We start from the raw sequence: 23405 nt of genomic DNA, 5'->3' as shown, positions 1-23405 counted from the left end.
GGCCGCCTTGCGCGCAGGATCCTCCGCGCGCCGGTACAAGGGCGGCTCCGGAATGCGCGCGAACAGCGCCGAGGCATCCGTCCTCAGGCGCTCCACCGCCGCCGCCATTCCCTGGCGCCGCACGTCCATCTGAGCCGCCCGCGCCTGGGCGGCCTGGAAGAATTCTTCAGGCTGCAAGGCCGCGCACATTAGAGGCGCCCGCCCCCCCCTGTCAGCGACGTTTCCACCCTGCGTTGGAAACTGGCTGCCTCCTCCCTTTCGGTGTACGAGAGGGTAGGAGGATGAAACACATGGGTCTGCTGAAGTTCCTGGTGTGGACGGCGTGCGCAGTGGGGCTGGGCATCTTCCTGGCGACGGGGGAGGTCGACGGCCGCACGCCGCTGGATCACATGGAGCGAGCGTGGAAGCGCGCCGTGCGCCCCTCGCATATGGACCGGGTGAAGGATGGGATGGAGCGGGTGAAGGGGGGGCTTGAGGACGCGCTCGACGAGGCCAAGGACGCTGTGAGCCGGAATCCGGCGTCCGCTCCGCGCGAGCGCATCACCCCTGAAGATCGTGAGGCAGTGAACCGCATCATTGCCCAGAAGAAGTAAGGACGCCCGCAGGGCTGATCGCGCCACGCTTCCGGTTCCGCGCCCCTCTCCTTAGCTTCGGACGAGGTGGAGGGGTGTGTGCGGAGGCGGTCCATGGCGAGGGCGCAGGGGAAGGGCGTGCAGCTGCAGTGGGCAGTCGTGGCGTGCGCGCTGATGGCGGCGGGGGCGGGGCACGCAGCCGGTCGAGGCAGTGGGCGCGTGTGGCTCGAGGCCCGTGGCCAGGAGGTCCGTGAGCAGCGCTCCACGCTCAGCAAGGTGGCGCGCGCCGCGATGCCCTCGGTCGTCTCCATCACCACCGAGCAGTCGAGCGCCGAAGCGCTGGCGAGCGGTGAGGAGCCGCAGCGGGGCATCGGATCCGGCTTCATCATCCACCCGGACGGCTACATCCTCACCAGCGCCCATGTCGTGGAGGGCGCCGGGGAGGTGACGGTGTCGGTGGACTCTCCGCGCGGCTACCCCGAGCAGTTCGAGGCCCGCGTCGTGGGCCAGGATCTCCGCACGGACTGCGCGCTCCTGAAGATCGAAGCGGGCCGCCGGCTGCCCGCGCTGAAGCTCTCGTCCGCCTCCCGCGTGGATGTGGCGGACTGGATCGTCGTGATCGGCAACCCCTTCGGGCTGGAGCACTCCGTCACGGTGGGCGTCGTCAGCTACAAGGGCCGTACGGACGTGTCCCCCAACGGGCGCGAGGGCGACTACGACTACCTTCAGATGGACGCCTCCATCAACCCGGGCAACTCGGGAGGACCGGTGCTGGATCTGCACGGGAACGTGGTGGCCATTGCCAACGCCGTGAACGTGGCGGGCCAGGGCATCGGCTTCGCCGTCCCGATCGACATCGCCAAGGCGATCCTCCCCCAGCTCAAGGCCTACGGGCAGGTGCGCCGGGGGTGGCTGGGCATCGACGTGAAGGACTTCTCGCCGGAGGTGGCCGCGGAGTACGGGATCTCCCCCCGGGAGAGCGGCGTGGTGGTCTCGGACGTGGTGGCGAACGGGCCCGCGGGGCGCGCGGGCCTGCGCCCCGGGGACATCATCGTCAGCATGAACCGCCAGCGCGTGGAGCGGGCGCACAAGCTGCGCTGGCAGGTGGCCACGCGCGGTGTGGGCAAGAGCGTGGTGCTACAGGTACGCCGCGGGGCCCAGCCAGTGAAGGTGCGGGTGAAGCTGGAGGAGCCGCCCTCCCTGGAGGCACCCGCCCCTGCGGTGGCCGCCAGGCGCCCGCTCCCTCGCAGGCCCACCAGCTCGCGCCTGGAGCCGGTGCTCACAGAGGAAGACGAGCTCCGGCCGGTGCTCCCTGCCGAGCCCCTGCTGGCGCCTGATCCCGCCCCGTCCCCCTGACGGGCTGGAGCCGGGGCGTGCCTCCTCGCTCGTCGCCCAGCTTGCGTTCCCCTCGCGCGGGCGCTACACAGTGCGCCTTTTTCGTCTCCGGAGAGCCACCTGGCGTGGCGCTCGGGACCGTTTCGCACCGAGAAGAGGAAACCATGGCCGAGGAAGCCAAGAAGACCCCCCCCCTCAAGAAGTGGCCGCGCGTGGCCAAGGCCGGCGGCAAGAAGGCGTGCTCCGTCGAGGGCTGCAAGCGCCCCTACCGTGCGAAGAGCTACTGCTTCTTCCACTACAAGAAGTGGCGCCAGGGCGAGCTGCCCCACTCGCGCTACCGCACCTGCTCCAAGGCGGACTGCCGCGCGAAGACGTTCAAGGGCGGCCTGTGCGAGAAGCACCACGCCGAGACCTACAAGAAGGAAGGGGCGGCGGCGGCCTAGCCTCGTCTCACCGGGCGCCTCCTCCGCATCACGGAGTCGAGGCGCCCTGCTTCACCGCGCGCTCCAGGTGCTTGAAGGCCGTGAGCCACAGCTCCGCCTCACGCTGAGTGAGCCGCGCGCGCAGCAACGTCTGCTCCAGCTCGTGCAGCACGTGCTCCGGTGCCTGCGGGTTGAGGAACTGCGCCGCCAACATCACTCCCTGCATCCGCTGGCTCAGCGCGTTCAGCGTGCCCATGCGCGCACCCGGCTCGGGGGCCACGGGGACGGGGGGCTGTGCTCCCTCGCGGCCGCACAGATAGAGGAGCACCGCCGCCGCCTGGGCCAGGTTCATCGACGGCTGCACCTCGCTCGTGGGGATGACGATCACGTCCGCGCAGTGGGCGAGCTCCTCATCCGACAGGCCCCGCTGTTCCCCGCCGAGCACCAGCGCCACCCTCCCCCGCGCGCTTTCCTGCGCAAGGCGTCCCACCGCCTCCTCCGGTGTGAGTGGGATGCGCCCTTTGAGCTGGGTGCGAGAAGTGGTGCCAACTGCGTACACGCAGTCGGTGAGGGCCTCGGGCAGATCGCGTGCCACGGCCATGCGGTCGAGGACCGTCTCCCCTTTGACGGCGAGCCGCTCAGCACCTCGGAAGGCATAGGTGGCGGGGTCGGACAAGATGAGACGCGAGAAGCCGAAGTTGGCCATGACGCGGGCCACCGCCCCGAGGTTGTCCGGAGAGCGCGTCTGGTGGAGGACGACCGTGAGCTGGTCAGCCAGGCCCATGCCTCCGAGTTTATCTGGCCGCGCCGGGCCGTGATCGGTATATTCCGGTTGATGCGTCGCTGGGTCCCTGGCCTGTTGCTCTCTGTCGTCGTCCTGACCGCCTGTGGCGGAACGGGCGCTCCCGCGCGCACGTCGCTGAGCGCGCGTCAGGCGCTCACCAGCTCTCCGGAGGCGCTCGAGTTCGAGCCGGCCTCCACGCGGCTGGAGCTTTTCCGCGAGCTGGCGCGGCTGTCCGAGCAAGAGGAAGGCCAGGCGGCACAGGCGCTGGTGCTGTTCCCCATTACCCAGAACGGTGAGCTGGTGGCGGCGCCCGGCTTCGACGCGCGGATGGATCTGCTGCAGGCCCCGGATGCCGGCGGTGTGCTGCAGCTCATGTTCGAAGGGCGTACGGGTGAACACTGGCCCGAGGAGCGCCGGGACAGCCTGCAGGGGCTCTCGGAGCGCGAGGCTGTCGAGCTGGTGTCGCGCACGCTGCTGATGCACTGGGGCATCCATCAGGCGGGGCCGGTGCAGGTGGACCGGGTGTCCGGCGCGCCATACGCGGTGGCCTACGTGGACGGCATCCTGCGCATCAACCCGGCTTTCCTGTATCTGGCAGCGGCCTCAGGTCCCGCTTCCACGTCGGCGAACGTCCAGTAGAGTCCGCGCCGCCCTGCACCTCCGCGGGGTTCGAGGCGCCTCGTGAACACGTCCGCACTCCGCGCGCAGCTTCCGCACACCCTCCAGCAGGTGAGCCTGCCGTCGCTGGGGACGCACTATCACGGCAAGGTCCGCGACACGTACCGCCAGGGGGATCGGCTCATCCTGGTGACGTCGGATCGGCTCTCCGCGTTTGATCACGTGCTGACGACGCTTCCGTTCAAGGGAGAGGTGCTCAACCGGCTGGCGGCGTTCTGGTTCGAGCGCACGAAGCACGTGGTGCCCAACCACGTGCTGGACGTGCCGGATCCCAACGTCACGGTGGCACGAGCGTGTGAGCCGTTCGCGATCGAGATGGTGGTGCGCGGCTATCTGACGGGGAGCCTGTGGCGGGACTACCAGAAGGGCACGCACACGGCCTACGGGCTGCCCTTCCCCGCCGGGCTGCGCAAGGACGAGGTGTTCCCGGAGCCCATCATCACGCCCGCCACGAAGGCGCAGTACGGCCAGCACGACGAGCCGATCTCCGAGGCGGAGATCCTGGCGCGAGGGCTGGCGAGCGCGCGGGACTGGGCGCGGCTGACAGAGGCGGCCCGGGCGCTGTTCGCCGAGGGGCAGAAGTGGGCGAGGACGCGCGGGCTGATCCTGGTGGATACGAAGTACGAGTTCGGCAAGGTGGGCGATGACCTGTACGTCATCGACGAGATCCACACGCCGGACTCGAGCCGGTACTGGGTGGCGGACGAGTACGAGGCGCGCTTCGGGAAGGGCGAGGACCAGCGGATGCTGGACAAGGAGAACATCCGCCAGTGGCTCATTCGCGAGCGGAACTTCTCGGGCCAGGGCACACCGCCGCCGATCCCGGATGACGTACGGGTGGATCTGGCGGAGAAGTACCTGGCGGCCTATGAGCGCATCACCGGCACTGCGCTGAAGCTGGAGCCGGGCGACGTGCACGCGCGGATCGAGAAGAACCTGCGCGCGGCCAGGTACCTGTGAGCCGGGGGCTTCAGCCCCGGTAGCGGCTCCTCCATGGGCGCAAGCCACTGGACTGTGTGCTTCTGTCCGTACTGGTACATGTACGCATGGGTCTAGAAGTAGCCCTCACCCTCTGAAGGAGCCAATCGTGGCCGAGCTCAAGACGAAGAAGACCGAAACCAGCGTCGAGGACTTTCTCGCCGGGATCACTCCTGAGAAGAAGCGCAAGGATGCGATCGCCATCAGCGATCTCATGAAGAAGGTCACGAAGTCCGAGCCCAAGATGTGGGGCACGAGCATCGTCGGCTTCGGCAACCACCACTACAAGTACGAGAGTGGACGCGAGGGCGATTGGTTCCTCGTCGGGTTCTCGCCGCGCAAAGCGAACCTCACCCTCTACATCATGCCAGGCTTCTCGAACTACGACGCGCTCCTCGCCAAGCTCGGCAAGTACAAGACCGGCAAGTCGTGTCTTTATATCCACACGCTCGACGACATTGATGTCCCCACCCTGCGAGAGCTCATCAAGAGCTCAGTCGCGGAGATGAAGAAACGGAAGGCCTGAGGCAGCAAGGCTTCCTCGGGCGGCAGCCCTACTCGCTCCGGCCGAACACCCGGCGGAAGATGTCGTCCACGTGCCGCGTGTGGTAGCCCGTGGAGAAGCAGTCGTTGATCTCCTCGGGCGTCATCATCTTCAGCAGATCCGCGTCCTTCAGCAGCGACTCCCGGAAGCTCACGCCCTCCTCGTACATCTTCATCGCGTTGCGCTGGACGACGACATAGGCCGCCTGCCGGTCCATCCCCTTGCGCGCCAGTTCCAGCAGGATGCGCTGCGAGTTCACCACCCCGCCCAGCAGCTCCAGGTTCTTCGCCATCTGCTCCGGGTAGACGCGCAGGTTCTCCATCAGCCCCGCGAACCGGTGCAGCATGAAGTCCATGACGATGGTGGCGTCCGGCCCAATCACCCGCTCCACCGAGGAGTGAGAGATGTCCCGCTCGTGCCACAGCGCCACGTCCTCCAGCGCGCTCACCGCGTAGCCGCGCAGCAGTCGCGCCAGCCCCGTCAGGTTCTCCGACAGGATGGGGTTGCGCTTGTGCGGCATGGCGCTCGAGCCCTTCTGGCCCGGTGTGAAGTTCTCCTCCGCCTCGCGCACCTCCGTGCGCTGCAGGTGGCGGATCTCCACCGCGAACTTCTCGAGGCTGGCGCCCAGCAGGGCCAGCGCCCCGAAGTACTCCGCGTGCCTGTCCCGCTGGACGATCTGGCTGGAGGCCGGTGCCGGGTGCAGCCCCAGCTTGCGGCACGCGTGCTCCTCCACCGAGGGAGGCAGGTGCGCGAACGTGCCCACCGCGCCGGAGATCTTCCCCACCGCGATGCTCTCCCGAGCCCGCTCCAGCCGGGCCCGCCCGCGGCTCAGCTCGTCGTACCAGATGGCCAGCTTGTGCCCGAAGGTGATGGGCTCGGCGTGGATGCCGTGGCTGCGCCCCATCATCACCGTGCTCTTGTGCTCGAAGGCCCGCTTCTCCACCGCCGCCATCACCCGCGCCAGCCCCTTGAGGATCAGATCCACCGCGTCCCGCAGCGTGAGCCCCAGCGAGGTGTCCAGCACGTCCGACGACGTCATCCCCAGGTGCAGCCAGCGCGCGTTTGGCCCCACCCGCTCCTCCATGAAGGTGAGGAACGCGATCACGTCATGCTTCGTCGTGCGCTCGATCTCCTCGATGCGCGCGGCGTCCTCGGGCGTGAAGTCCCCGGCCTTGGCCCGGCAGTCCTCCAGCGCCTCCCTGGGAGCCAGCCCCACCTCCGCCATGCCCTCGAGCGCGGCGAGCTCCACGTCCCGCCAGCGGCGCAGGCGGGCGACGTCGGACCAGAGGGAGGCCATCTCCTGTCGGCTGTATCGCGGAATCACTCGTGGACCTTGACGGGAAAGTCTTGCTTCGCCGCGTACCGGAGCAGTTCCAGCGTGGCGTCGCAGGAGGAGCTCAGCTTCCTGGCGGCGGTGAGGCTGATGGCCAGATCCATGCCCTCCGGCTGTGCCACCGCCAGCGCACCGGGGTTCACCTTCTCGTGGATGATGCGGTTGGCCAGCCGCCCCGCCTGCTGGCCAATGGACGTGGGGCTCGGGGCCAGCGACAGCGTGGCGCCCTCCTTCACCTGGCTGGAGGTGAGCCCCACCAGGGGAATCTTCTGCTCAGTGGCGAAGGCGATCAGCGCCTGGACGACGGCGGCGTTGGCCACCGTCTTGTCCGCCACCATCAACAGGGCGTCCACCTTGCCCTCGGCCCCGCCCAGCACCTTCTCCACCTTGCCCTGTGCCTCCACCGCCAGCGGGACGACGGTCAGCCCCACGGCGCTGGCGGCCTCCTGCGCTGCCTGCACCTGCTTGGCGGAGAAGCGCGGGTCATGGAGGATGCCCACCCGCTTCGCCTTGGGGACCATGGCCTTGAGCGCTCCCAGTTCCGGCGTGTAGTCGCTCGTCAGCGCGATGCCGGTGACGTTGGGCCCTTCCAGGCCGTACTTCTCGAAGTAGGGCACCATGACGAAGAGGACGGGAATGTCCTCGCTCAGCGAGCGGCGCGCCGCATTGGCCGCCAGGGGCCCGATCGCCAGCACCAGGGAGGGCTTCTGCAGCACCAGCGTCTTGAAGACCCGCGCGGCAGCGGTGGAGCTCTCGTCGAGCATCACCTCCTGCACGTCAGCGTTGGCCTCGGCGCGGAAGCCGGCAATCACGGAGGCGTACGGCGCCAGCGCGGCGGACTTCACCGCCACCACCTTCGGCCGAGCCTGGGCCGCGGCCATCCCCGGCAGCAGCACCGCGAGCAGGAGTGCGAGCCCGGTGCCCCTCATTGCTGGACGTCCGCGCAGCACCGGTAGCCCACGTTCAGCTTTCGCTCCGTAGGCACGGCGCTCAACCGGGCCGAGCAGCGGACGGCGGGGCGGGATTGATCGAAGGCCCCGCCCTTCAGGGTCCTGCTCGCGAGGGTGTTCTCGAACACCGAGGAGGTCCACTCGGCCACGTTCCCGGAGAGATCCGCCACCTGGTAGGCCGAGCGGCACTGCAGGAAGCGCCCCGCCTCGGCCAGCGGCCGATCGCGCGCCTGGGCGTCGTCGGTGTTGCAGAGGTTCGGATCGAAGTCGTTCCCATAGGGGAAGCGCGCATTGCCCGGGCCTTTGCATGCCTTCTCCCATTCCTCCTCGGTGCATAGCCGCTTCCCCCCCTTCACGCAGGACTGCTGTGCCTCCTCCCAGCTCACATTGACGGAGGGGAGCACGCCCGGCTGGTTAGGGTGCTCGTACTCGTCGATGCAGAACGAGGGCACCTCCACGCTCTCCAGCACGGGCTCATCGAACCCCTTGTCCGGGTCATCCTGCGCCGCGCCCCGCTTGAACGTCCCGCCACTCACGAGCTTCATGACAGGGGGACATCTCCCCGCGGGGGCCATCGCCTCTCCGGCCCCGGGTTCCGGAGGGGGAGCTGCCTGAGTGCCAGGCCCCGGACTCGGAGCCGGCGGCGGCACCGTGCCCGGCCCGACTCCCCCCGGGTCCACTCTCAGACGCTTGAGCAGCAGGTAGCCAGCGCCCGAGCCGATCGCCAACCCTGCAAGGGTCAGCAGGACCAGCCAGAGGACCGACATGGGCCGCTTCTCCACGCGCTTCACGGCACGAGGAGCAGGCGCGGCCCTCGCGGGGTGGCGAGGCGCCGTCACCGCCTGCGAGGGGTCCGTGGGCAGATCCGCACTCCCCAAGGGAGGAGCCCGGACAGGGGGCTTGGGCGGCCCCGCGGCCTTCGCGACGCCCACGGGGGGCGCAGCCATGATGGTGGCCAACATCTCCGCGTCCATGGGCTGAGTGGCGTCGACGGGAGGCTCGTCCTTCACCAGGGGGCGCACCATCACCGGCGGCGCCACACTGGCGATGGGGAGCTGATCGGTGGGCACGGGCGGCGGCGGCTTCTCCGCGCTGCGGGCCGTGCTCGTCAGGGCCGAGCTCCCCAGCGCAGGCCCTGTCTTGGGCGCGCGGCTCGCCCCGCCCGAGCCCTTCGCCACGACAGAGGAGAACTCCGCGGCGAACTCGCCGGCCGACTTCGGCCGCGCCACCGGGTTGGTGTTGAGCGCGCGCCGGTAGAGGGCCTCGAAGGCGGGCGGGAGGTCCGGATTCTTCATCAGGACCTCGGGGATGCCGTCCGCGTCCGGCATGAGCCCGGTGAGCATCTCGCCCACGATGACCGCGAGCGAGTAGATGTCCATGCGCGCATCGATCTCGCCGCCCGAGGTGTACTCGGGGGCGATGTAGCCCTCCGCGCGGTAGCTCTTCTGCGCCTGGACGAACGGCGGCCGGGGGATGCCCAGGGCGAGCCCATAGTCCGTTACCTTGAGCAGATCCGGCAGGACGATGATGTTCTCGGGCTTGAGATCCGAGTGAGGCCCGTACCGGTGCGCGGCGTCCAGCGCGGACGCGAGCTGGGCCAGCAGCGGCTCCACCTCCCGGAGGGTGAAGGGCTGCCCCTTGGCCACCCGCATCTCCATCATCCGCCGCAGCGTCATCCCCTCGATGAGCTGCGCGGAGAAGTAGGGCCGGTCCTGATCGAAGCCCTCCTCGTACACGCGCGACAGGTACGGGTGGTTGAGCTTCTTGCCTACCTTGAGCACCAACGAGAACTGGGTGCGCTCCTCGGGTTCCTGGAGCAGGCGGGGGTTGATGACCTTGAGGGCGACCTCGACGTCATGAGCCTGGTCGAGGGCCCGGAAGACGTAGCCCACGGGCCCCGCCCCGGCCAGCTCCCGGATGGCGAAGCGCCCGGCGACGGTGTCGCCGACTTTGTAGGGCGCGCCCTCGATGCTCCCCCGACGGCGCGTGGACGCACCCGGCACCTGCCTGGCAGCTGCGTCATACTTCTGACCGCAGGTGGGGCAGGTATCGCTCGTATCAGGGACGTGGCTGCCGCAGCGGTAGCAGAGCACGAGGGGGAAGCTCCAAGTCCTTCACGGGCCGAGTGCCGATGGCCCGCACCTTCCTTATCCTGCCCTCTCCTGGGCCAGCAAGGAACGAACCTGTCATCTCCCCGTGGAACCAAACCCCCCCTCTCCCCGGGAGGTAGCCTCCAGGACGGCGACCTCCTGAATCTCCGCCGTCGTCACTGGGGCCACCACGAGCTGAGCCACCCGGTCGCCCCTGCGCAGGGTGAAGGGGTCCTGGGAGAGGTTCACCAGGATGACGTGGACCTCTCCCCGGTAGTCCGCGTCGATGGTACCCGGGGCGTTGAGCAGGGTGACGCCGTGCTTGAGCGCCAGCCCTGAGCGAGGGCGCACCTGGCCCTCGTAGCCGGGGGGCAGCGCGATGGCGAGCCCGGTGGGGACGGCCAGACGCTCCAGGGGCCGCAGCGTCCGCTCGCCCTCGAGATCCGCCCGCAGATCCATGCCGGCGGCCAGGGCCGTCTCATACCGAGGGAGCGGGAGGGGATCCGGCTGGTCGGGCCGCACACGGCGGAGCTGGAGGGTAAGACGAGGGGACATGGCCGCGGGGAGTAGCACGAGCACCCGCGGGCGTCAGCAGGGACGCGGGCGGTGCTCGGGTAATGAGCGTGCTCTGTCCAGAAGGCCGGAGAGCTTCGCCGCGCGCTCCTGGAGGCGCCCCGCGGAGAGGGGGGCTGCCTCAGGGGCGTGCGCCGCTGGCCATGGTGCGCGGCCCGGCGCGGAAGCGCAGCGGGTCCACGGGCTGCGAGGACAGCGCGAGCTGGTAGTGGAGGTGCGGACCGGTGGAGCGGCCCGTGTTGCCGGAGTAGGCGATGAGCTCGCCCCGCTCCACACGCTGGCCCACCTTCACCAGCAGCTCCGAGTTGTGACAGTAGGCCGTCGTCACGCCTCGGCCGTGGTCGATGATGAGCACCTTGCCGTTCACCGCGTCCTCGCTCGCGCGGCGCACGACGCCCTCCTCCACCCCCTTCACCTCCGTGCCCTGGGGCACGCTGAGGTCCACGCCCGTGTGCAGCTTGCGGGTGCCCAGCGTGGGGTGGATCCGGTAGCCGAAGGGGCTGGCGATGCGAGTGCTCTCCGGAACGGGCCACCCCAGGCCGAACACGGTGGTGAGCGCGAGCGCCTGGTTCGCGGCCACCTTCGCGTCCTCGAAGCCGGGCGGCAGCTGCTTCGCGAGGCGCTCCAGCGTGGGCGAGCCCCCTTCCGCCAACACACGCTCCAGGGCATAGCGCGCGGGGATGCGGCCGGCGAACACGGCGGTGAGGCGGGCGTCCTCGTTCGGGAAGTCTGCCTCGAGCGCCTCGAGGAGCTTGCGCGCGGCGACGGGCCCCTGCGCCTCGTCCAGCAGCGCCTCGGAGGGCAGGCCCAGCTCGGTGGCCAGCGCCAGCGTGGGCGTCTGCGCCTTCGGCTGGAGGCCCTTCAGCGCGAGGTAGGTCCCGTAGGCCAGCGCGCCAGCCTCGGAGATGGGCCGCAAGACGGGCACCGTGGGGACGAGTGAGGAGGTGGTCGGCCCCGAGCTGCTCTCGCCGTCGTAATAGGCCAGCAGCGGGCGGGCCGTGCTCCGGCTGTTGAAGGCCCACGCCGAGGCCCGCCGAACCAGCGCCCCCGCAGGCGTGTGGTGGTACGCCGCCCAGAGACACAGGGCGGCCATCAGGAAGTCGAGCAGGCCGCGTGCGTTGCGAGAGAACACAGGGCCACCTCAGCGCAGGAAGGAGAAGACAGGCGCGGCATCCAACGCCGCGGCGAGCGCCAGGGGCACCGCCAGCGCCGAGCCCACGAGCCCGAACGAGAAGGCCTGCCACCGGTTGCGGACGAGCTCCTCGGAGGCGGTGTCCGCGTCCTGGAGGTTGCGCAGCACCGCGCGCCACCCAAGCGTGGCGAGGATCCCCACCAGCGCCCCGAGCGCCAGTCCGCGCGCCGTCACGTCGGCCGCCCCTTCCCCCAGCAGGTTGCGCCCCGAGAGGTACACCGTGCCCTGGATGAGGCGGGCCACCGCGCAGGCCCCGGCCACTACCACGGCGGCGGTGGCGAGCGGGCGCGTCCAGCGCAGCGTGGTGGGCTTGCGCAAGAAGCGGGCGAAGAGCATCCGCCAGGTGGGGCGGGTGTCCTGCTGGAGGTACTTGCGCCAGGGCTCCTCCTCCGTGCGCTTCGACTCGCGGTAGCCGAGCGCTGGCAGGGCCAGCACCAGGTCCACGGACAGCTCCCACGCCAGGGCCAGGGCCCGGGCGATGAGGGTGCGCTGCTCCAGCGTGATGAGGTCCACCAGCCCCTCGGTGAGGGTGGAGGCTCCCACCAGCCGATCGAAGGCGGAGTCCACCGCATCCACCAGCGAGAGGAGCCGCTCATCCAGCGTGTCCGCGGCGGCGTGCACACCCACCGCGATGAGGGCCAGGAGCCCCACGGGCATGAAGGCCCAGCGGAAGCCGCCGATGAAGCGCGAGACCCCCGAGAGAGGGCCAGACGGCTGGGCGGGGGGCGGCGGCGGGCGCAGGGTCAAGAACACTCCAGGAGCAGGCTCGGGCCTTCAACGTACGAGCACCTGTGGCGATCTTTCACCGCCCCGCTTCAGGGCGCCAGAGCGCACTAGCGGTGAAGCGAAAGACGCACCTGCTGTCCGCAAGGGGCCCTCTCTGCCTGCTGGCCGACAGTGCCACCACCCCGCAGGTCCACTGCTGATATCCCCTTGCCTGTTCGTACAATGGAAATCCAGCAACACACGCCTAGCGTATAATTCACGTATTGATGGATGCACGACGCACCTGCTCCCTGTGAGCAGGCTGCAGCAGTCCCTCTGCCTCGCGCAGAGCCGCAGCACTTCCTGGGGGGAAGCTCATGACAAGGTATCTCTCGCGTGTCCGCGCATCTCTGCACGTGCGCAAGCAGTTCTCCATCGTTCCGGCGGCCGTCCTGCTTGGGTTCGTAGCAGGTGGCTGCGGCGAGCCGTGGCTGGAGGAGCCAGATGTTCCTCTGGAGGCCCGGAGCGAATCCTCCCGCCTCGAGGGGGACAACGGCTTCTCGCTCAATGGCCTGAGCAACAACGGCATGGGCACCAACGGCATGGGCACCAATGGCCTGGGCACCAGTGGCCTGAGCATCAGCTCCATGAACAGCCCCACGTTCGTTGACTGGTTCAACCAGGATCCTTCGCTGGCAGACATGGTCATGCGCTACACCGTGATGTGTGCCGTCGCAGCGGGCTCCAGCCGCACCTGGACGAACCCCACGACGGGCCTCCAGTACACCTGGCCTGGAAGACTGGGACTGACGCCGGGATGGGCGAGCGGCACCCCCTCCACCGAGCTCGAGCAGCAGGTCATCACCGCCTGCCTCGCGGCGCACACCAACAAGTACGGCATCCACGTGCCCTTCTCCATCCAGGGGCTGGGCGCCACGGGAGTTCCCATCCCCGTGGACCTCCTGGAGTTCCTCACCTTCCTCCGGAGGGAGGCCTGCTTCTTCGGCAACATCTTCCGGGATGAGGGCGTCTTCGCCGGCAGCGACTCGCTCTGGTCCAGCACGAGCAGCAGCGTGCGCGCCTGCGGGCTGGAGGTGCCAGGCTCCGGAGATCAGTGCGCGCCCATCCAACAGGTGGAGCACTGCTCGGAGATCTGCACCCCCGACCCCGCGAACAACTTCTTCCTGTCCTGCACCCACAACGGGAAGAGCTATCGGGCGATGACCACTCGGATCCGGACCCTGGACATCTTCATCTGCGGGGACGGCGTCTGCCAGGTCAGCGAGTCCTGCGGAACCGGGCTCACCCCGAACAACTGCATGGACTGCGGCTCCTGCCTCTGAAGGCAACCCGTCCGCCACAGCCTCTCTGCCACCTACCCAACAGTCCCCCTGCCCTTTAGGGCTCTCCAGATTTTTCTCGTCCTCCTATAAAAAGTTAAAACCCATGGAAAATACGCCAAGCACCCAATTCATGTCTGAAGGGGAAAAACCGCTTCTGTCGAGGGAGGCGCGGGCCGCGTGGCAGCTAGGTCCTGGCGCGCTTGCGGGGGAGTACGTGCTCCGGGCGGTGGTCGGCCTGGGGGGCCATGGCGTCGTGTTCGAGGCGGAGCACCGCATCCTCGGGCGGCGCGCCGCGGTGAAGGTGCTGCACTCACATCTGACTGACAAGGGGGTAATGCTGCAGCGCTTCGTGCGCGAGGCCCAGGTCATCAACAAGATCCGCCATCCCAACATCGTGGACATCCACGACTTCGGCGTGATGCCGGATGGCAGCCCCTACTATGTGATGGAGTTGCTGCCTCCGCGGACGCTGACCCACCTGCTGCTGGAGCGAGGGCGGTTCTCCCCTCGGCGCGCGCTGGACTACCTGGAGCCCGTCTGCGAGGCGCTGGAGGCGGCGCACCGGGCGGGCGTGGTGCACCGGGATCTCAAGGCCGGCAACGTGGCGGTGGTGTCCGACGGAGATCCGCCGCAGGTGAAGCTGCTGGACTTCGGCATCGCCAAGATCATCCACCCCGAGCCTGGAGAGCCCGGCTTGACGGCGGACGGCCAGCGGCTGGGCACCACCCACGCCATGGCACCCGAGCAGATCCGCGGCGGCGTCATCGGGCCCGCCACGGACATCTACGCGCTCGGGGTGCTGCTGTACCGGATGCTGACGGGGGACTACCCCTTCCAGTCGCAGAACCGGTTGGAGGTGGAGCGGATGCACCTGGAGGTCCCCGCGCCACGGCCGAGTGCCCGTGTACCCGTGTCCCCCGCGGTGGATGCCGTGGTGCTGCGCTGCCTGGAGAAGGAAGCGGCCCGGCGCTACCCCACCGTCAGCGCCCTCGTTGCCGCGCTGCGGGAGGCCGTGGCTCCACCGGCCTCCGTGCTGGTGGCCTCTGGCAGCCGGAGCGCCCGCGCTTTCGTCATCCATGCGGAGGCCGTGGTCGCCCCCGGAGCGGAGGACGATGCGGCGTACACCACCATCTCCGAGGTGCTCGATGGGCTGGAGCAGGAGCTGCGCGAGGCAGGCTTCATCCTCGCGGAGCAGACGGGAATGAGCCTGCTGGGCGTCCGGCTGCTCGACGAGTCCCCCTCCATCGAGCCGTCGGCGCTGCTGGCGGTGGCACGCGAGCTCCACCAGCACGCCCAGGCGCGGGCGCATGGCTCACGCGTGAGCGTCCACCTCTGTGTCCACGTGGGCCACGTGGAAGCGCGAGGGGAAGCGGAAGGCATCGAGATCACCGGTGGGCCGTTGGCGGACACCGCTGGCTGGGTCGTCCGCGATGCGAGCGGCTTTGCCACGACGAACGAAGCACGACGCACCTGCTCCTTGTGAGCAGGCTGCAGCAATTCCTCTGCCTCGTGCAGAGCTACAGCAGGGCCTGGGGGTGAGTCATGACGAAGTGTCTTGGGTGGATTTACCGGTCGCTGATCGGCCGGAGAGCCGTCTCCATCGCGCTGGCGACAGCGCTGCTTGGGTTCGTGGCAGGTGGCTGCGGCGAGCCGTCACAGGAAGAGCCAGAGCCCCCCCTGGAACTGGGGAGCACGTCCTCGCTGTTGCAAAGTGACGAAGACTTCTCTCTGGAGGGCATGGGCACCAATGGCCTGGGAACCCATGGCTTGAGCACCAGTGGCTTGAGCATCAGCGCCATGAGCAGTGCCGCGTTCGTCGACTGGTTCAACCAGGATCCACCCCTGGCCAACAGTGTCATGAAGTACGTCGTGGCGTGTGCGGCCGCCAAGAGTGACAGGCGCGCCTGGACGAACCCCACGACGGGCATCACCTACAAATGGAAGGGAAGCCTGGGGCTGACGCCTGGCTGGGCGAGCGGCACCCCGGCCACTGAGGTCGAGCAGCAGGTCATCACCGCCTGCCTCGCGGCGCACACCAACAAGTACGGCAGGAAGGTGCTCTTCTCCGTGCAGGGGCTGGATGGCAGAGGTTCTCCGATTCCCACGAGCGACCTGGAGCGCATCGTCTTCTCCGAGAGTGAGGCATGCTTCTTCGGCAACCTCTTCCGGGATGAGGGCATCTTCGCGGGCAGTGCCTCCGTCCTGCCCCCCTCGCACAGCAGTGTGCGGGCCTGCGGGCTGGAGGCGGAGTCCAGCGCCGAGGATCTGTGCGCGCCCATCCATCACGTGAACCGCTGCAGCGAGATCTGCGTCCCCGACCCCTCGAACCGCTACTTCCTGTCGTGCACATCCAACGGGAAGAGCTATCGGGCGCTGGCCACGCGGATCATGCCCCGCGACATCTACGCCTGCGGCGACGGCGTCTGTCAGATCAGCGAGTCCTGCGGAACCGGGCTCACTCCCAACAACTGCAGCGACTGCGGGCCCTGCCCCTGAAGCCACTTCGAATCACACACGACAGGTTGGCGAGATGATGATGAGGAAGTGAATGGAGACCCAGCGACCTGCCGTCGGCGGGCCCTGTCTGACTTTGGGGAGAGACCCGTGCCGCGCTGCCTGACATGCGGGCAGCGCTGGGAGGGAGGCCACCTCTTCTGCCTTCAGGGTGCCTCCCCCTCCAGCGAGCCTCCCTCCACGCCGCGGCCACCGCTGCCCGAGCTGGCGCTCCCTGGCTACGACGTGGAGCACTTGGTGGCCCGGGGAGGCTTTGGCACGGTGCTGGCCGGCCGGCGCCAGCGGGACGGGCTGCGCGTCGCCATCAAGGTGCTCCACCACCCCTCCCCCTCCAGCGGGAACGGCTCGGGCCTGGAGCTCGAGGCGATGCGCACCATCGGCCCTCCCACCGTGCCCGAGGTGTACGAGACGGGCAGGCTGGTCGATGGGACGCCTTACATCGTCATGCAGTTCATTGCCCACCCGCTGCTCTCCGAGCTTCTGACGCGGCAGCACGGTCCGACACCCGAGACGGGCCGCTGGGCGCTGGCGCTGGCGGAGGGGCTGGACACCCTCCATCGCCACGGCTTTCTCCACTGCGACCTCAAGCCGGAGAACATCTTCCTCGATGAGCGGCTGTGCTCCGTGGGGTTCTTCGACTTTGGCCTGGCGCAACGCCGGTCCCCCAGCACTCCCGATCAGAGCGCTGACCGAGGGCTCGCGCACGCAGGCACCGCCGAGTACATGTCACCCGAGCAGTGCGCGGGGCAGGAGACGCTGGACGAGCGCACGGATGTGTACTCTGCCGGTGTCATCCTCTACGAGCTGCTCACGGGCCGTCCCCCCTTCTTCGGCGTCGCCGCGGACATCCTCCAAGCCCACCTCTCTCGCCGTCCGCCCCGCCCCTCGGAGCTGGCCCCCGTACCCACCGCCCTCGAGGAGGTGGTGCTGCGCTGCCTCGCCAAGGAGCCCTCCCGCCGCTACGCCTCCGCCCGGGAGCTGGCCGAGGCACTCCGGCAGGCGCTCGAGCACTCCTCCGTGGCGCCCACTCCGCCGACGATCCCGGCGCCCCCCCCTTCTTCCTCCCAGCATCGCTCCGTGGCCCTGCTCTTCCTGCGCTCTGGCGCCAACCCGCTCGCCGTCCAGAAGGCACTGGCCCAGAGCGGCGGGCAGCTCGCCTCTCGCGAGGGGACCCGCTTCGCCGCCGTCTTCGACCCGGAGTCCGAGGCGAACCCTCTCCAGCGTGCCCTCATGTGCGCGGAGCGGCTGTGCGCCGAGGGGATGGCCGCCAACACCCTCGTCGATGTGGCCATGGTGAGGGTCCAGCGCCGCCCCCAGGGCCCCCCCCGCTACCTGACGCCCCTCTTCTCTCTCCCGGAGCGCTACCCCACCGACGAGGACCCACCCACGCTGCTGCTGACGGCAGCGGCGGTGGAGGGCTTGCCTGAGCTGGCGTGGGTCCCCGCGCCCGGGCGTCCGGGCCTCTTCCGCCAGGGACTGCGCGAAGCGACCCGCGAGGACACCAGCGTGGTGCAGCTGGAGCATGGCCTGCTGGTGGGCCGCCAGGTGGAGTTGGCGGAGCTGGTGCGCGGCGCTCGGGCGGCGGTGCAGGAACGGGCCCCCACGCTCGTCACCGTCCTGGGAGACAGAGGACAGGGAAAGAGCCACCTCGCCGCCTCGCTCCTCCAACTCCTGCGAGAGCAGGTGCCCGCGGCCCGGGTGGCCTCACTGCGTGCGCGCGAGCCCGTCCAGGGCGATCCGGAGGGCCCTCTGCGCCTGCTCCTGCGCGAGGTGCTGAGCGAGAGCGCCACCCTCCCGCTGGAGAGCGAGGCCGCCTGCCACACGCGATGTGAGGAGCTGCTGGGGGGGCCCCTCACCTACGAGCTGTGGCCCGCGGTGGCCTTCTACCTGGGGTGGCGTGCTCCCACCGATCTGCGGAGCCTGGCGGCCGCGCCAGGGGCCCTGCGCTCGTTGGCGGTGCGTGCCGCCGGCGAGCTGCTGGCGGCTACCGCCCGCGCCCATCCGCTGCTGCTGCTGGTGGATGACGCCCACTTCGCCGAGGACATGGCCCTGGATGCGCTCGAGTACGCCACCCGCGCCGAGTCCAGGCTTCCCCTGTGGATCTGCGTGCTGGCCCGCTCCGGCTTCGAGCACACCCGGCCTCACTGGGGCTCTCGGGCGGCCCGCCGCTCCACCCTCCAGCTCGGGCCCCTGCCCTTGCCGGACGCCATGGAGCTGTGCCGCACCGGGCTGCACCCCGCCACGAACGTGCCCGCGGAGGCCCTGCAACAGCTGGCCGAGCGGGCCCAGTGCACCCCCCTCTTCATCGTCGAGCTGACGCGCGGCCTCAAGCGTCAGGGCCTGGTGCGCCAGCGCCCTGGCGGCAGCTTCTACCTGGCCACGGACGAGCTGGATCGGATGCCCGAGCTCCGGCTGGTGGAGTGGCTGGTCCACCACGAGCTGGGAGCCTTGCCCACGGAGCTCATTGCCCACGCCCGCCTGTGTGCCTTGCTCGGCGGGGACTTCACCCTCGATCAGGTGGAGGGGGTGGTGAGCGCGCTGGAGCGCGAGGATGGGGCGGCTGACTTCCCCTTGGATGCTCGCCACGCCACCCGCCGGCTGGTGGAGCTGGGGCTCCTAGTGGAGCACGCCCAGGAGGGGCTCAGCTTCCGCAACGAGCTCATCCGCCTGGAGGTGGCCCGCTCGCTGTCCGAGACGCAGCGCTGGCGGCTCCACCACGCCGCCCACCTCTTCTACATGAAGGCCAGTGCCAATGAGTCGCGGCTCCTGCCCCGGCTCGCCTTTCATGCCGCCGCCGCCGGCCTGCACTCGGAGGCCGCCGCCCTCTATATCGATCTGGCCGAGTCGGCCCGCAGCCGCCATGCGTACCTGAAGGCGGAGGCCACCTACACCCGGGCCCTGGAGCTCCTTCCGGAGATCGCCGACCCACGCTGCATGACCGCGCTCCGTGGCCGTGGGCTGATGCGTTACCGGGTGGGCCGCTACGAGGACTCGCTGGCCGATCTGGCCCGCGCGCGGCAGATGGCGCGGCAGCTCGGCGACAAACACGAGGAGGTCGAAGTCCTGCTGGACGAGGCCACGGCCCTCGACTGGACCAATGACTATGTGCGCTCCGAGGAGCGCGTCCTCGAGGCCATGGCGATCGCGACCTTCGCGCTGCTGGACTCTCCCTCGCTGCAGGTGCGGCTGCAGTTGGGGATGGGCCGGGCCCAGCTGCGCCAGGGGCAGTGGGAGCAGGCCCGGACGCTGCTGGTGGCCGCGGCGGAGCTGGCCCGCAGCCAGGGCGACTCCGGCTATGAGTCACTCATCATCTCCCTGCTGCTGTTGGGCCTGATCCTCCCCAACCTGGGCCGCATCGACGAGGCCCAGCGGGTGCTGGAGGACTGCATCGCCGCCTGCACCGAGCGCGGAGACAGGCTGCACCTGGGCAGCGCCATCAACAACCGCCGCAACCTCTGGGTGGCCCGCAATGATCTGCCGCGGGCGCTGGAGGATCAGGAGCACTTCAAGCGGCTGGGGAGCGAGCTGGGGATGACAGGCTGGGAGTACTTCGCCGAGATCAACCTCGGAGAGCTGTACTTCCAGGCCGGAGACACCGGGGCGGCCGCGCCCCACGTCGCCCGCGCGGTGGAGCTGGAGCGAGACCACCCGGAGGTGGCCCCTCGGCCCTGGGGACTGCTGCTGCACGCGCGGGTGCTGGCCTACGAGGGGAAGGACGAGCTGACGCTCCAAGCGCTGCACGCCATCCGCCAGGTGCTGGCCGAGCGCCCGGGAACGGAGTTCAGCGCCCCCGAGTCCGTCCTCTTCTCGCTGGTGGAGCTGACCACACGGCCGGCGCGGGAGGAGGAGTGGAGGGCACTCCAGGCGCGCTCGGACGAGCTCTCCGTGGAGCAGGAGCCCCTGGAGGTGTTGGAGCTGCAGGCCCTGGCCCGGCTCAGGCGCGGCGAGCGCCAGGAGGCCATCCGGCTGCTGGAGGAGGCGCTCCGGCGGGCGGAGCACATCCCGAACATCATGCGCCCACGGCTGAGGCAGAGCCTGCAGCGGGCGCTCTACAGCTGAGGCCTGAGCGGGGCCGGGAGGGCCGTGCTGCCTCCCCCCGGCCTGGACGCCTCGGCCCTCGGATCAGGCCTTCGCGTCCGGCTGCGTGGGCGCGGGCGCCCCGTCACCGGGAGGCGTGGCGGCCTGCTGAGCGGCGGCGCGCTCGGCCATGGCCTCCTTGCGAGACAGGCGGATCTTGCCCGTCTTGTCGATGCTGACGACCTTCACCAGCACCTCGTCGCCCTCCTTCAGCACGTCCGACACGTTCTTCACGCGCTTGTCGGACAGCTCGGAGATGTGGATGAGGCCGTCGGTGCCCGGGAACAGCTCCACGAAGGCGCCGAACTCGGCGATCTTCCGCACCGTGCCCGTGTAGATCTTCCCGATCTCCGCCTCGCGCGTGAGCGCCTGGATCATCGCGATGGCCGCCTTCACCGCGTCCGAGTTGGCGCTGGCGATGTCCACCCGGCCCGAGTCCTCGATGTTAATCGCGGCGCCCGTGCGCGCGATGATGTCCTTGATGACCTTGCCGCCCGGCCCGATGACGTTCTTGATGTACTCAGGACGGATCTGGATGGTGGTGATGCGCGGGGCGTACTGGCTGATCTCCTTGCGCGCCTCGGGCATCGCCTTGAGCATCTCGCCCAGGATGTGGACGCGGCCCTGACGCGCCTGCTCCAGCGCGCGGCTCATGATCTCCGTCGTCAGGCCGGTGATCTTGATGTCCATCTGGATGGACGTGATGCCCTTGCTGGTGCCGCACACCTTGAAGTCCATGTCACCCAGGTGGTCCTCGTCACCGAGGATGTCCGAGAGGATGGCGATCTTCTCGCCCTCCTTCACCAGGCCCATGGCGATGCCGGCCACCGGCGCCTTGATGGGCACGCCCGCATCCATCAGCGCCAGCGTGCCGCCGCACACCGAGGCCATGGACGAGGAGCCGTTGGACTCGAGGATGTCCGACACGATGCGGATGGTGTACGGGAAGCTCTCGCTCTTGGGCGCCATGTTGCGCAGCGCCCGCTCGGCGAGCGCTCCGTGGCCGACCTCGCGGCGTCCCGGGCCACGCATGGGCTTCGTCTCGTTCACGCTGAACGGCGGGAAGTTGTAGTGCAGCATGAAGCGCTTGAAAGTCATCCCGCCCAGCAGCTCCAGCCGCTGCTCGTCATCGCTGGTGCCCAGCGTCGTCACCACCAGCGCCTGAGTCTCGCCGCGGGTGAAGAGCGCGCTGCCGTGGGTGCGCGGGAGCACGCCCACCTCGCAGGTGATCTTCCGCACCTCGGCGTGTCCGCGGGCGCCAATGCGGCCCCCGTCCACGGTGATCTGTCGCATGTGCTCGTACTTCAGATCCTCCACCACCGACTTGGCGTGCTTCTCCACCAGGGGGGTGAAGGCCTCGCCCATCTGCTCCTTCAGCCTGGCGATGGTCTCCTTCTTCACCTTGCCGAGCGTCTCGTAGCGGGCGGCCTTCTCCTTGATGGTGTAGCCCTTCATGATGCCGTCCCACGCCAGCTCGCGGACCTTGGCCTTGAGCCCCTCGTCCACGGTGGCGGCCTTGTCGTAGGCGCGCACCGTCTTGCCCAGCTCGCGGCGCAGCTCGTCCTGGATGTCCAGGGCCGGCTGCACGGCCTGCTTGCCGAACTCGAGCGCGGCCACCATGTCCGCCTCGCTGACCTCCTCGGCGCCACCCTCCACCATGACGATGGCCTCGCGGCTCACCGCCATGACCAGATCGATGTCGCTCTGCTCGCGCTGCTTGAACGTGGGGTTGGCCACGAACTTCCCATCCACGCGGCCCACGCGGATGCCTGCGATGGGGCCGTTGAACGGGATGTCCGAGACCCACAGCGCCGCGGAGGTGCCGGTGATGCCGTGGATGTCACCCTCGTTCTCCGGATCCGCGGAGATGACGCTGGCGATGACCTGCGTCTCATACGCATAGCCCTCGGGGAACAGCGGGCGGGCGGAGCGATCCACCAGACGGCTGGCCAGCGTCTCCTTCTCCGTGAGCCGGCCCTCGCGCTTGAAGTAGCTGCCGGGGATGCGGCCCGCCGAGTACAGCTTCTCCTGGTACTCCACCGTCAGCGGCAGGAAGTCGATGTCCTTCTTCTCCCGCGCGCTCACGGCCGTGACGAGCAGCATCGTGTCGCCGTAGCGCACCACCACGGCGCCATCGGCCTGCTTGGCCATACGGCCCACTTCGATGCTCAGCTCACTGTCACCAATCTTGACGCTCTTCTTCAGCATGTCCTTGCCTTTGCTTTTTCCTGAGAGCCCCTGCCGCGCACGTCCCGCCTCGCCTTTCGAGGGTGGGGCCGCGCCCCGGAGGGCCTCGGGTGATGAGCGGTCGCCAGGCCTGGGGACAGGCGGAATCGGGCAACCGCGGTCTGACTGCACGATGGGGCGCCTGGGAGCGCCGGAGAGGGATCCTGCGGAATTTTGATCCCTGGTCGCAGGGGCCGACCGCCGTCAGCCCTTCCGAACGGAAACCAAAACTTCCGCCAGCTCCTCGCCTTTGCTCCTTCCTCGCCCCTCCTCTTTCCAGCTCCGACTCCAACACCAACAAATGCGAGGGGCGCTGGTGTTACCAGCGCCCCGGGTACGACCGAGCCTACTTGCGGATGCCGAGGCCCTCGATGAGCTTGCGGTAGCGAGCCGTGTCCTTGGACTTGAGGTAGTCCAGGAGCCGGCGGCGCTGACCGACCAGCTTCAGAAGGCCCCGCCGCGAGTGGTGGTCCTTCTTGTGGGTCTTGAAGTGCTCGGTGAGCATGTTGATGCGCTCGGACAGCAGCGCCACCTGCACCTCGGGGGATCCGGTATCCGTCTCGTGAGTGCGGAACTTCGTCACGAGCTCCGACTTGCGTTCCTGATGCAACGACATGGTTCTCTCTCTTCGATACCCGCTCCGGTGGAACTTCGCTGCTGGCCACAGTCCGCGGAGGGGTACAGACTGGGCCTTTCCCTACTAACGAGCCGGGGGCTTATAAGCTTCGCCGACGCAACCGGTCAACCTTCCTGGCCTGTCTGGTTGCTCGCTGGAGGACGGGACAGGGCGAAGACGAAGACCTTCTGTCCAGCAGCGAGCCCTCCCAGCCCCTGGAACGGCTCCCGATGGGAAGGGGCCTCCACCACCAGCTGCATGTAGCGCCCGCCCGAGGCCCCCCGGTCCCCCGCCAGGAGGGTCCGGGTCCGAGGGTAGAGCCGGAGCAGGGTCTCCACGAGATCCCCGACATCGGACATGGCGGGCAGCCCCAGGCTGAGCTGGGAGCGGCCCTCAAAGGGGCTCTGGAGCGGGGGAGGCACCACCACGGTGATGTCGAGGGCCCGGGCCACGCGCTCCCCAGTCAGGCGAGC

General features: G+C 69.2%; 20 protein-coding genes. 10 read left to right on the top strand and 10 right to left on the bottom strand.

Going from position 1 to position 23405, the window contains the following annotated elements:
* The first annotated feature begins 290 nt into the window (after window positions 1-290).
* The 3 genes from VD972_RS06200 to VD972_RS06190 all read left to right on the top strand — a co-directional run bounded on the left by VD972_RS06200 (window position 291) and on the right by VD972_RS06190 (window position 2350).
* Window positions 291-593 carry a hypothetical protein gene (locus VD972_RS06200; RefSeq protein ID WP_324982180.1) on the top strand — a complete coding sequence of 101 codons (303 nt, stop codon included), beginning with the start codon at window positions 291-293 and terminating at the stop codon, window positions 591-593.
* 93 nt (window positions 594-686) lie between these two features.
* Window positions 687-1928, top strand: coding sequence for a S1C family serine protease (locus VD972_RS06195; RefSeq protein ID WP_324982178.1), 1242 nt, complete (start codon window positions 687-689; stop codon window positions 1926-1928).
* A gap of 143 nt (window positions 1929-2071) precedes the next feature.
* Entirely contained in the window at window positions 2072-2350 is a 279-nt protein-coding gene (locus VD972_RS06190) for a vegetative protein (protein WP_324982175.1), read from the top strand.
* A 28-nt stretch (window positions 2351-2378) separates the two neighbouring features.
* Here the strand turns inward: VD972_RS06190 and VD972_RS06185 are convergent, their stop codons facing one another.
* The gene (locus VD972_RS06185; protein WP_324982172.1) at window positions 2379-3113 is read right to left on the bottom strand and encodes an RNA methyltransferase; all 735 of its coding nucleotides are present in this window, start codon (window positions 3111-3113) and stop codon (window positions 2379-2381) included.
* A gap of 51 nt (window positions 3114-3164) precedes the next feature.
* Here VD972_RS06185 and VD972_RS06180 point away from each other — a divergent pair, with 51 nt between their 5' ends.
* The 3 genes from VD972_RS06180 (at window position 3165) to VD972_RS06170 (ending at window position 5295) form a co-directional block, all read left to right on the top strand.
* Entirely contained in the window at window positions 3165-3752 is a 588-nt protein-coding gene (locus tag VD972_RS06180; RefSeq protein WP_324982167.1) for a hypothetical protein, read from the top strand.
* A gap of 42 nt (window positions 3753-3794) precedes the next feature.
* Window positions 3795-4751: a phosphoribosylaminoimidazolesuccinocarboxamide synthase gene (locus VD972_RS06175; protein ID WP_324982164.1), complete on the top strand. Its 957-nt coding sequence runs from the start codon at window positions 3795-3797 to the stop codon at window positions 4749-4751.
* 127 nt (window positions 4752-4878) lie between these two features.
* On the top strand, window positions 4879-5295 hold the full coding sequence (locus tag VD972_RS06170) for a DUF1801 domain-containing protein (RefSeq protein WP_324982162.1): 417 nt from the start codon (window positions 4879-4881) through the stop codon (window positions 5293-5295).
* A gap of 28 nt (window positions 5296-5323) precedes the next feature.
* Here VD972_RS06170 and purB read toward each other — a convergent pair whose 3' ends face one another.
* From purB to VD972_RS06140, 6 genes are all read right to left on the bottom strand, one after another.
* The gene (purB, locus tag VD972_RS06165; RefSeq protein WP_324982160.1) at window positions 5324-6637 is read right to left on the bottom strand and encodes an adenylosuccinate lyase; all 1314 of its coding nucleotides are present in this window, start codon (window positions 6635-6637) and stop codon (window positions 5324-5326) included.
* Complete coding sequence (locus tag VD972_RS06160; RefSeq protein WP_324982158.1) at window positions 6634-7575, bottom strand: ABC transporter substrate-binding protein; 942 nt, start codon at window positions 7573-7575, stop codon at window positions 6634-6636. The genes purB and VD972_RS06160 overlap by 4 nt, the downstream gene beginning before the upstream one ends.
* A complete protein-coding gene (locus VD972_RS06155; protein WP_324982156.1) occupies window positions 7572-9689 on the bottom strand; it encodes a bifunctional serine/threonine-protein kinase/formylglycine-generating enzyme family protein in 2118 nt (705 codons plus the stop codon). The genes VD972_RS06160 and VD972_RS06155 overlap by 4 nt, the downstream gene beginning before the upstream one ends.
* Before the next feature lie 93 nt (window positions 9690-9782).
* A complete protein-coding gene (dut, locus tag VD972_RS06150) occupies window positions 9783-10241 on the bottom strand; it encodes a dUTP diphosphatase (protein ID WP_324982154.1) in 459 nt (152 codons plus the stop codon).
* 139 nt (window positions 10242-10380) lie between these two features.
* A complete protein-coding gene (locus VD972_RS06145; protein WP_324982151.1) occupies window positions 10381-11391 on the bottom strand; it encodes a M23 family metallopeptidase in 1011 nt (336 codons plus the stop codon).
* A gap of 9 nt (window positions 11392-11400) precedes the next feature.
* Window positions 11401-12192 carry a hypothetical protein gene (locus VD972_RS06140; protein ID WP_324982183.1) on the bottom strand — a complete coding sequence of 264 codons (792 nt, stop codon included), beginning with the start codon at window positions 12190-12192 and terminating at the stop codon, window positions 11401-11403.
* Between the two features lie 341 nt (window positions 12193-12533).
* On the opposite strand from VD972_RS06140, the gene VD972_RS06135 reads away from it, so the two are divergent.
* The 4 genes from VD972_RS06135 to VD972_RS06120 all read left to right on the top strand — a co-directional run bounded on the left by VD972_RS06135 (window position 12534) and on the right by VD972_RS06120 (window position 20072).
* Window positions 12534-13499: a hypothetical protein gene (locus VD972_RS06135; RefSeq protein WP_324982148.1), complete on the top strand. Its 966-nt coding sequence runs from the start codon at window positions 12534-12536 to the stop codon at window positions 13497-13499.
* A 214-nt stretch (window positions 13500-13713) separates the two neighbouring features.
* Entirely contained in the window at window positions 13714-14982 is a 1269-nt protein-coding gene (locus VD972_RS06130; protein WP_324982146.1) for a serine/threonine-protein kinase, read from the top strand.
* A 59-nt stretch (window positions 14983-15041) separates the two neighbouring features.
* Window positions 15042-15995, top strand: a complete 954-nt coding sequence (locus VD972_RS06125; RefSeq protein WP_324982144.1) for a hypothetical protein — start codon at window positions 15042-15044, stop codon at window positions 15993-15995.
* A 108-nt stretch (window positions 15996-16103) separates the two neighbouring features.
* Window positions 16104-20072: a serine/threonine-protein kinase PknK gene (locus VD972_RS06120; protein ID WP_324982141.1), complete on the top strand. Its 3969-nt coding sequence runs from the start codon at window positions 16104-16106 to the stop codon at window positions 20070-20072.
* 63 nt (window positions 20073-20135) lie between these two features.
* On the opposite strand, the gene pnp is transcribed toward VD972_RS06120, so the two are convergent.
* The 3 genes from pnp to VD972_RS06105 all read right to left on the bottom strand — a co-directional run.
* Window positions 20136-22298 carry a polyribonucleotide nucleotidyltransferase gene (pnp, locus tag VD972_RS06115; RefSeq protein WP_324982138.1) on the bottom strand — a complete coding sequence of 721 codons (2163 nt, stop codon included), beginning with the start codon at window positions 22296-22298 and terminating at the stop codon, window positions 20136-20138.
* 364 nt (window positions 22299-22662) lie between these two features.
* Window positions 22663-22932 (bottom strand): 30S ribosomal protein S15, encoded by a 270-nt coding sequence (rpsO, locus tag VD972_RS06110; RefSeq protein ID WP_324982135.1) that lies wholly within the window; start codon window positions 22930-22932, stop codon window positions 22663-22665.
* A gap of 125 nt (window positions 22933-23057) precedes the next feature.
* Window positions 23058-23405, bottom strand: a 348-nt coding sequence (locus tag VD972_RS06105) for a hypothetical protein (protein WP_324982132.1), incomplete at its 5' end; no start/stop codon positions are given.

It is taken from the genome of Hyalangium sp. (assembly GCF_035629615.1).
In the GTDB taxonomy this organism is placed as follows: Bacteria; Myxococcota; Myxococcia; order Myxococcales; family Myxococcaceae; genus Hyalangium.
Note: the sequence above shows the minus strand (reverse complement) of the source record. Positions and strands in the feature narration are given on the sequence as shown.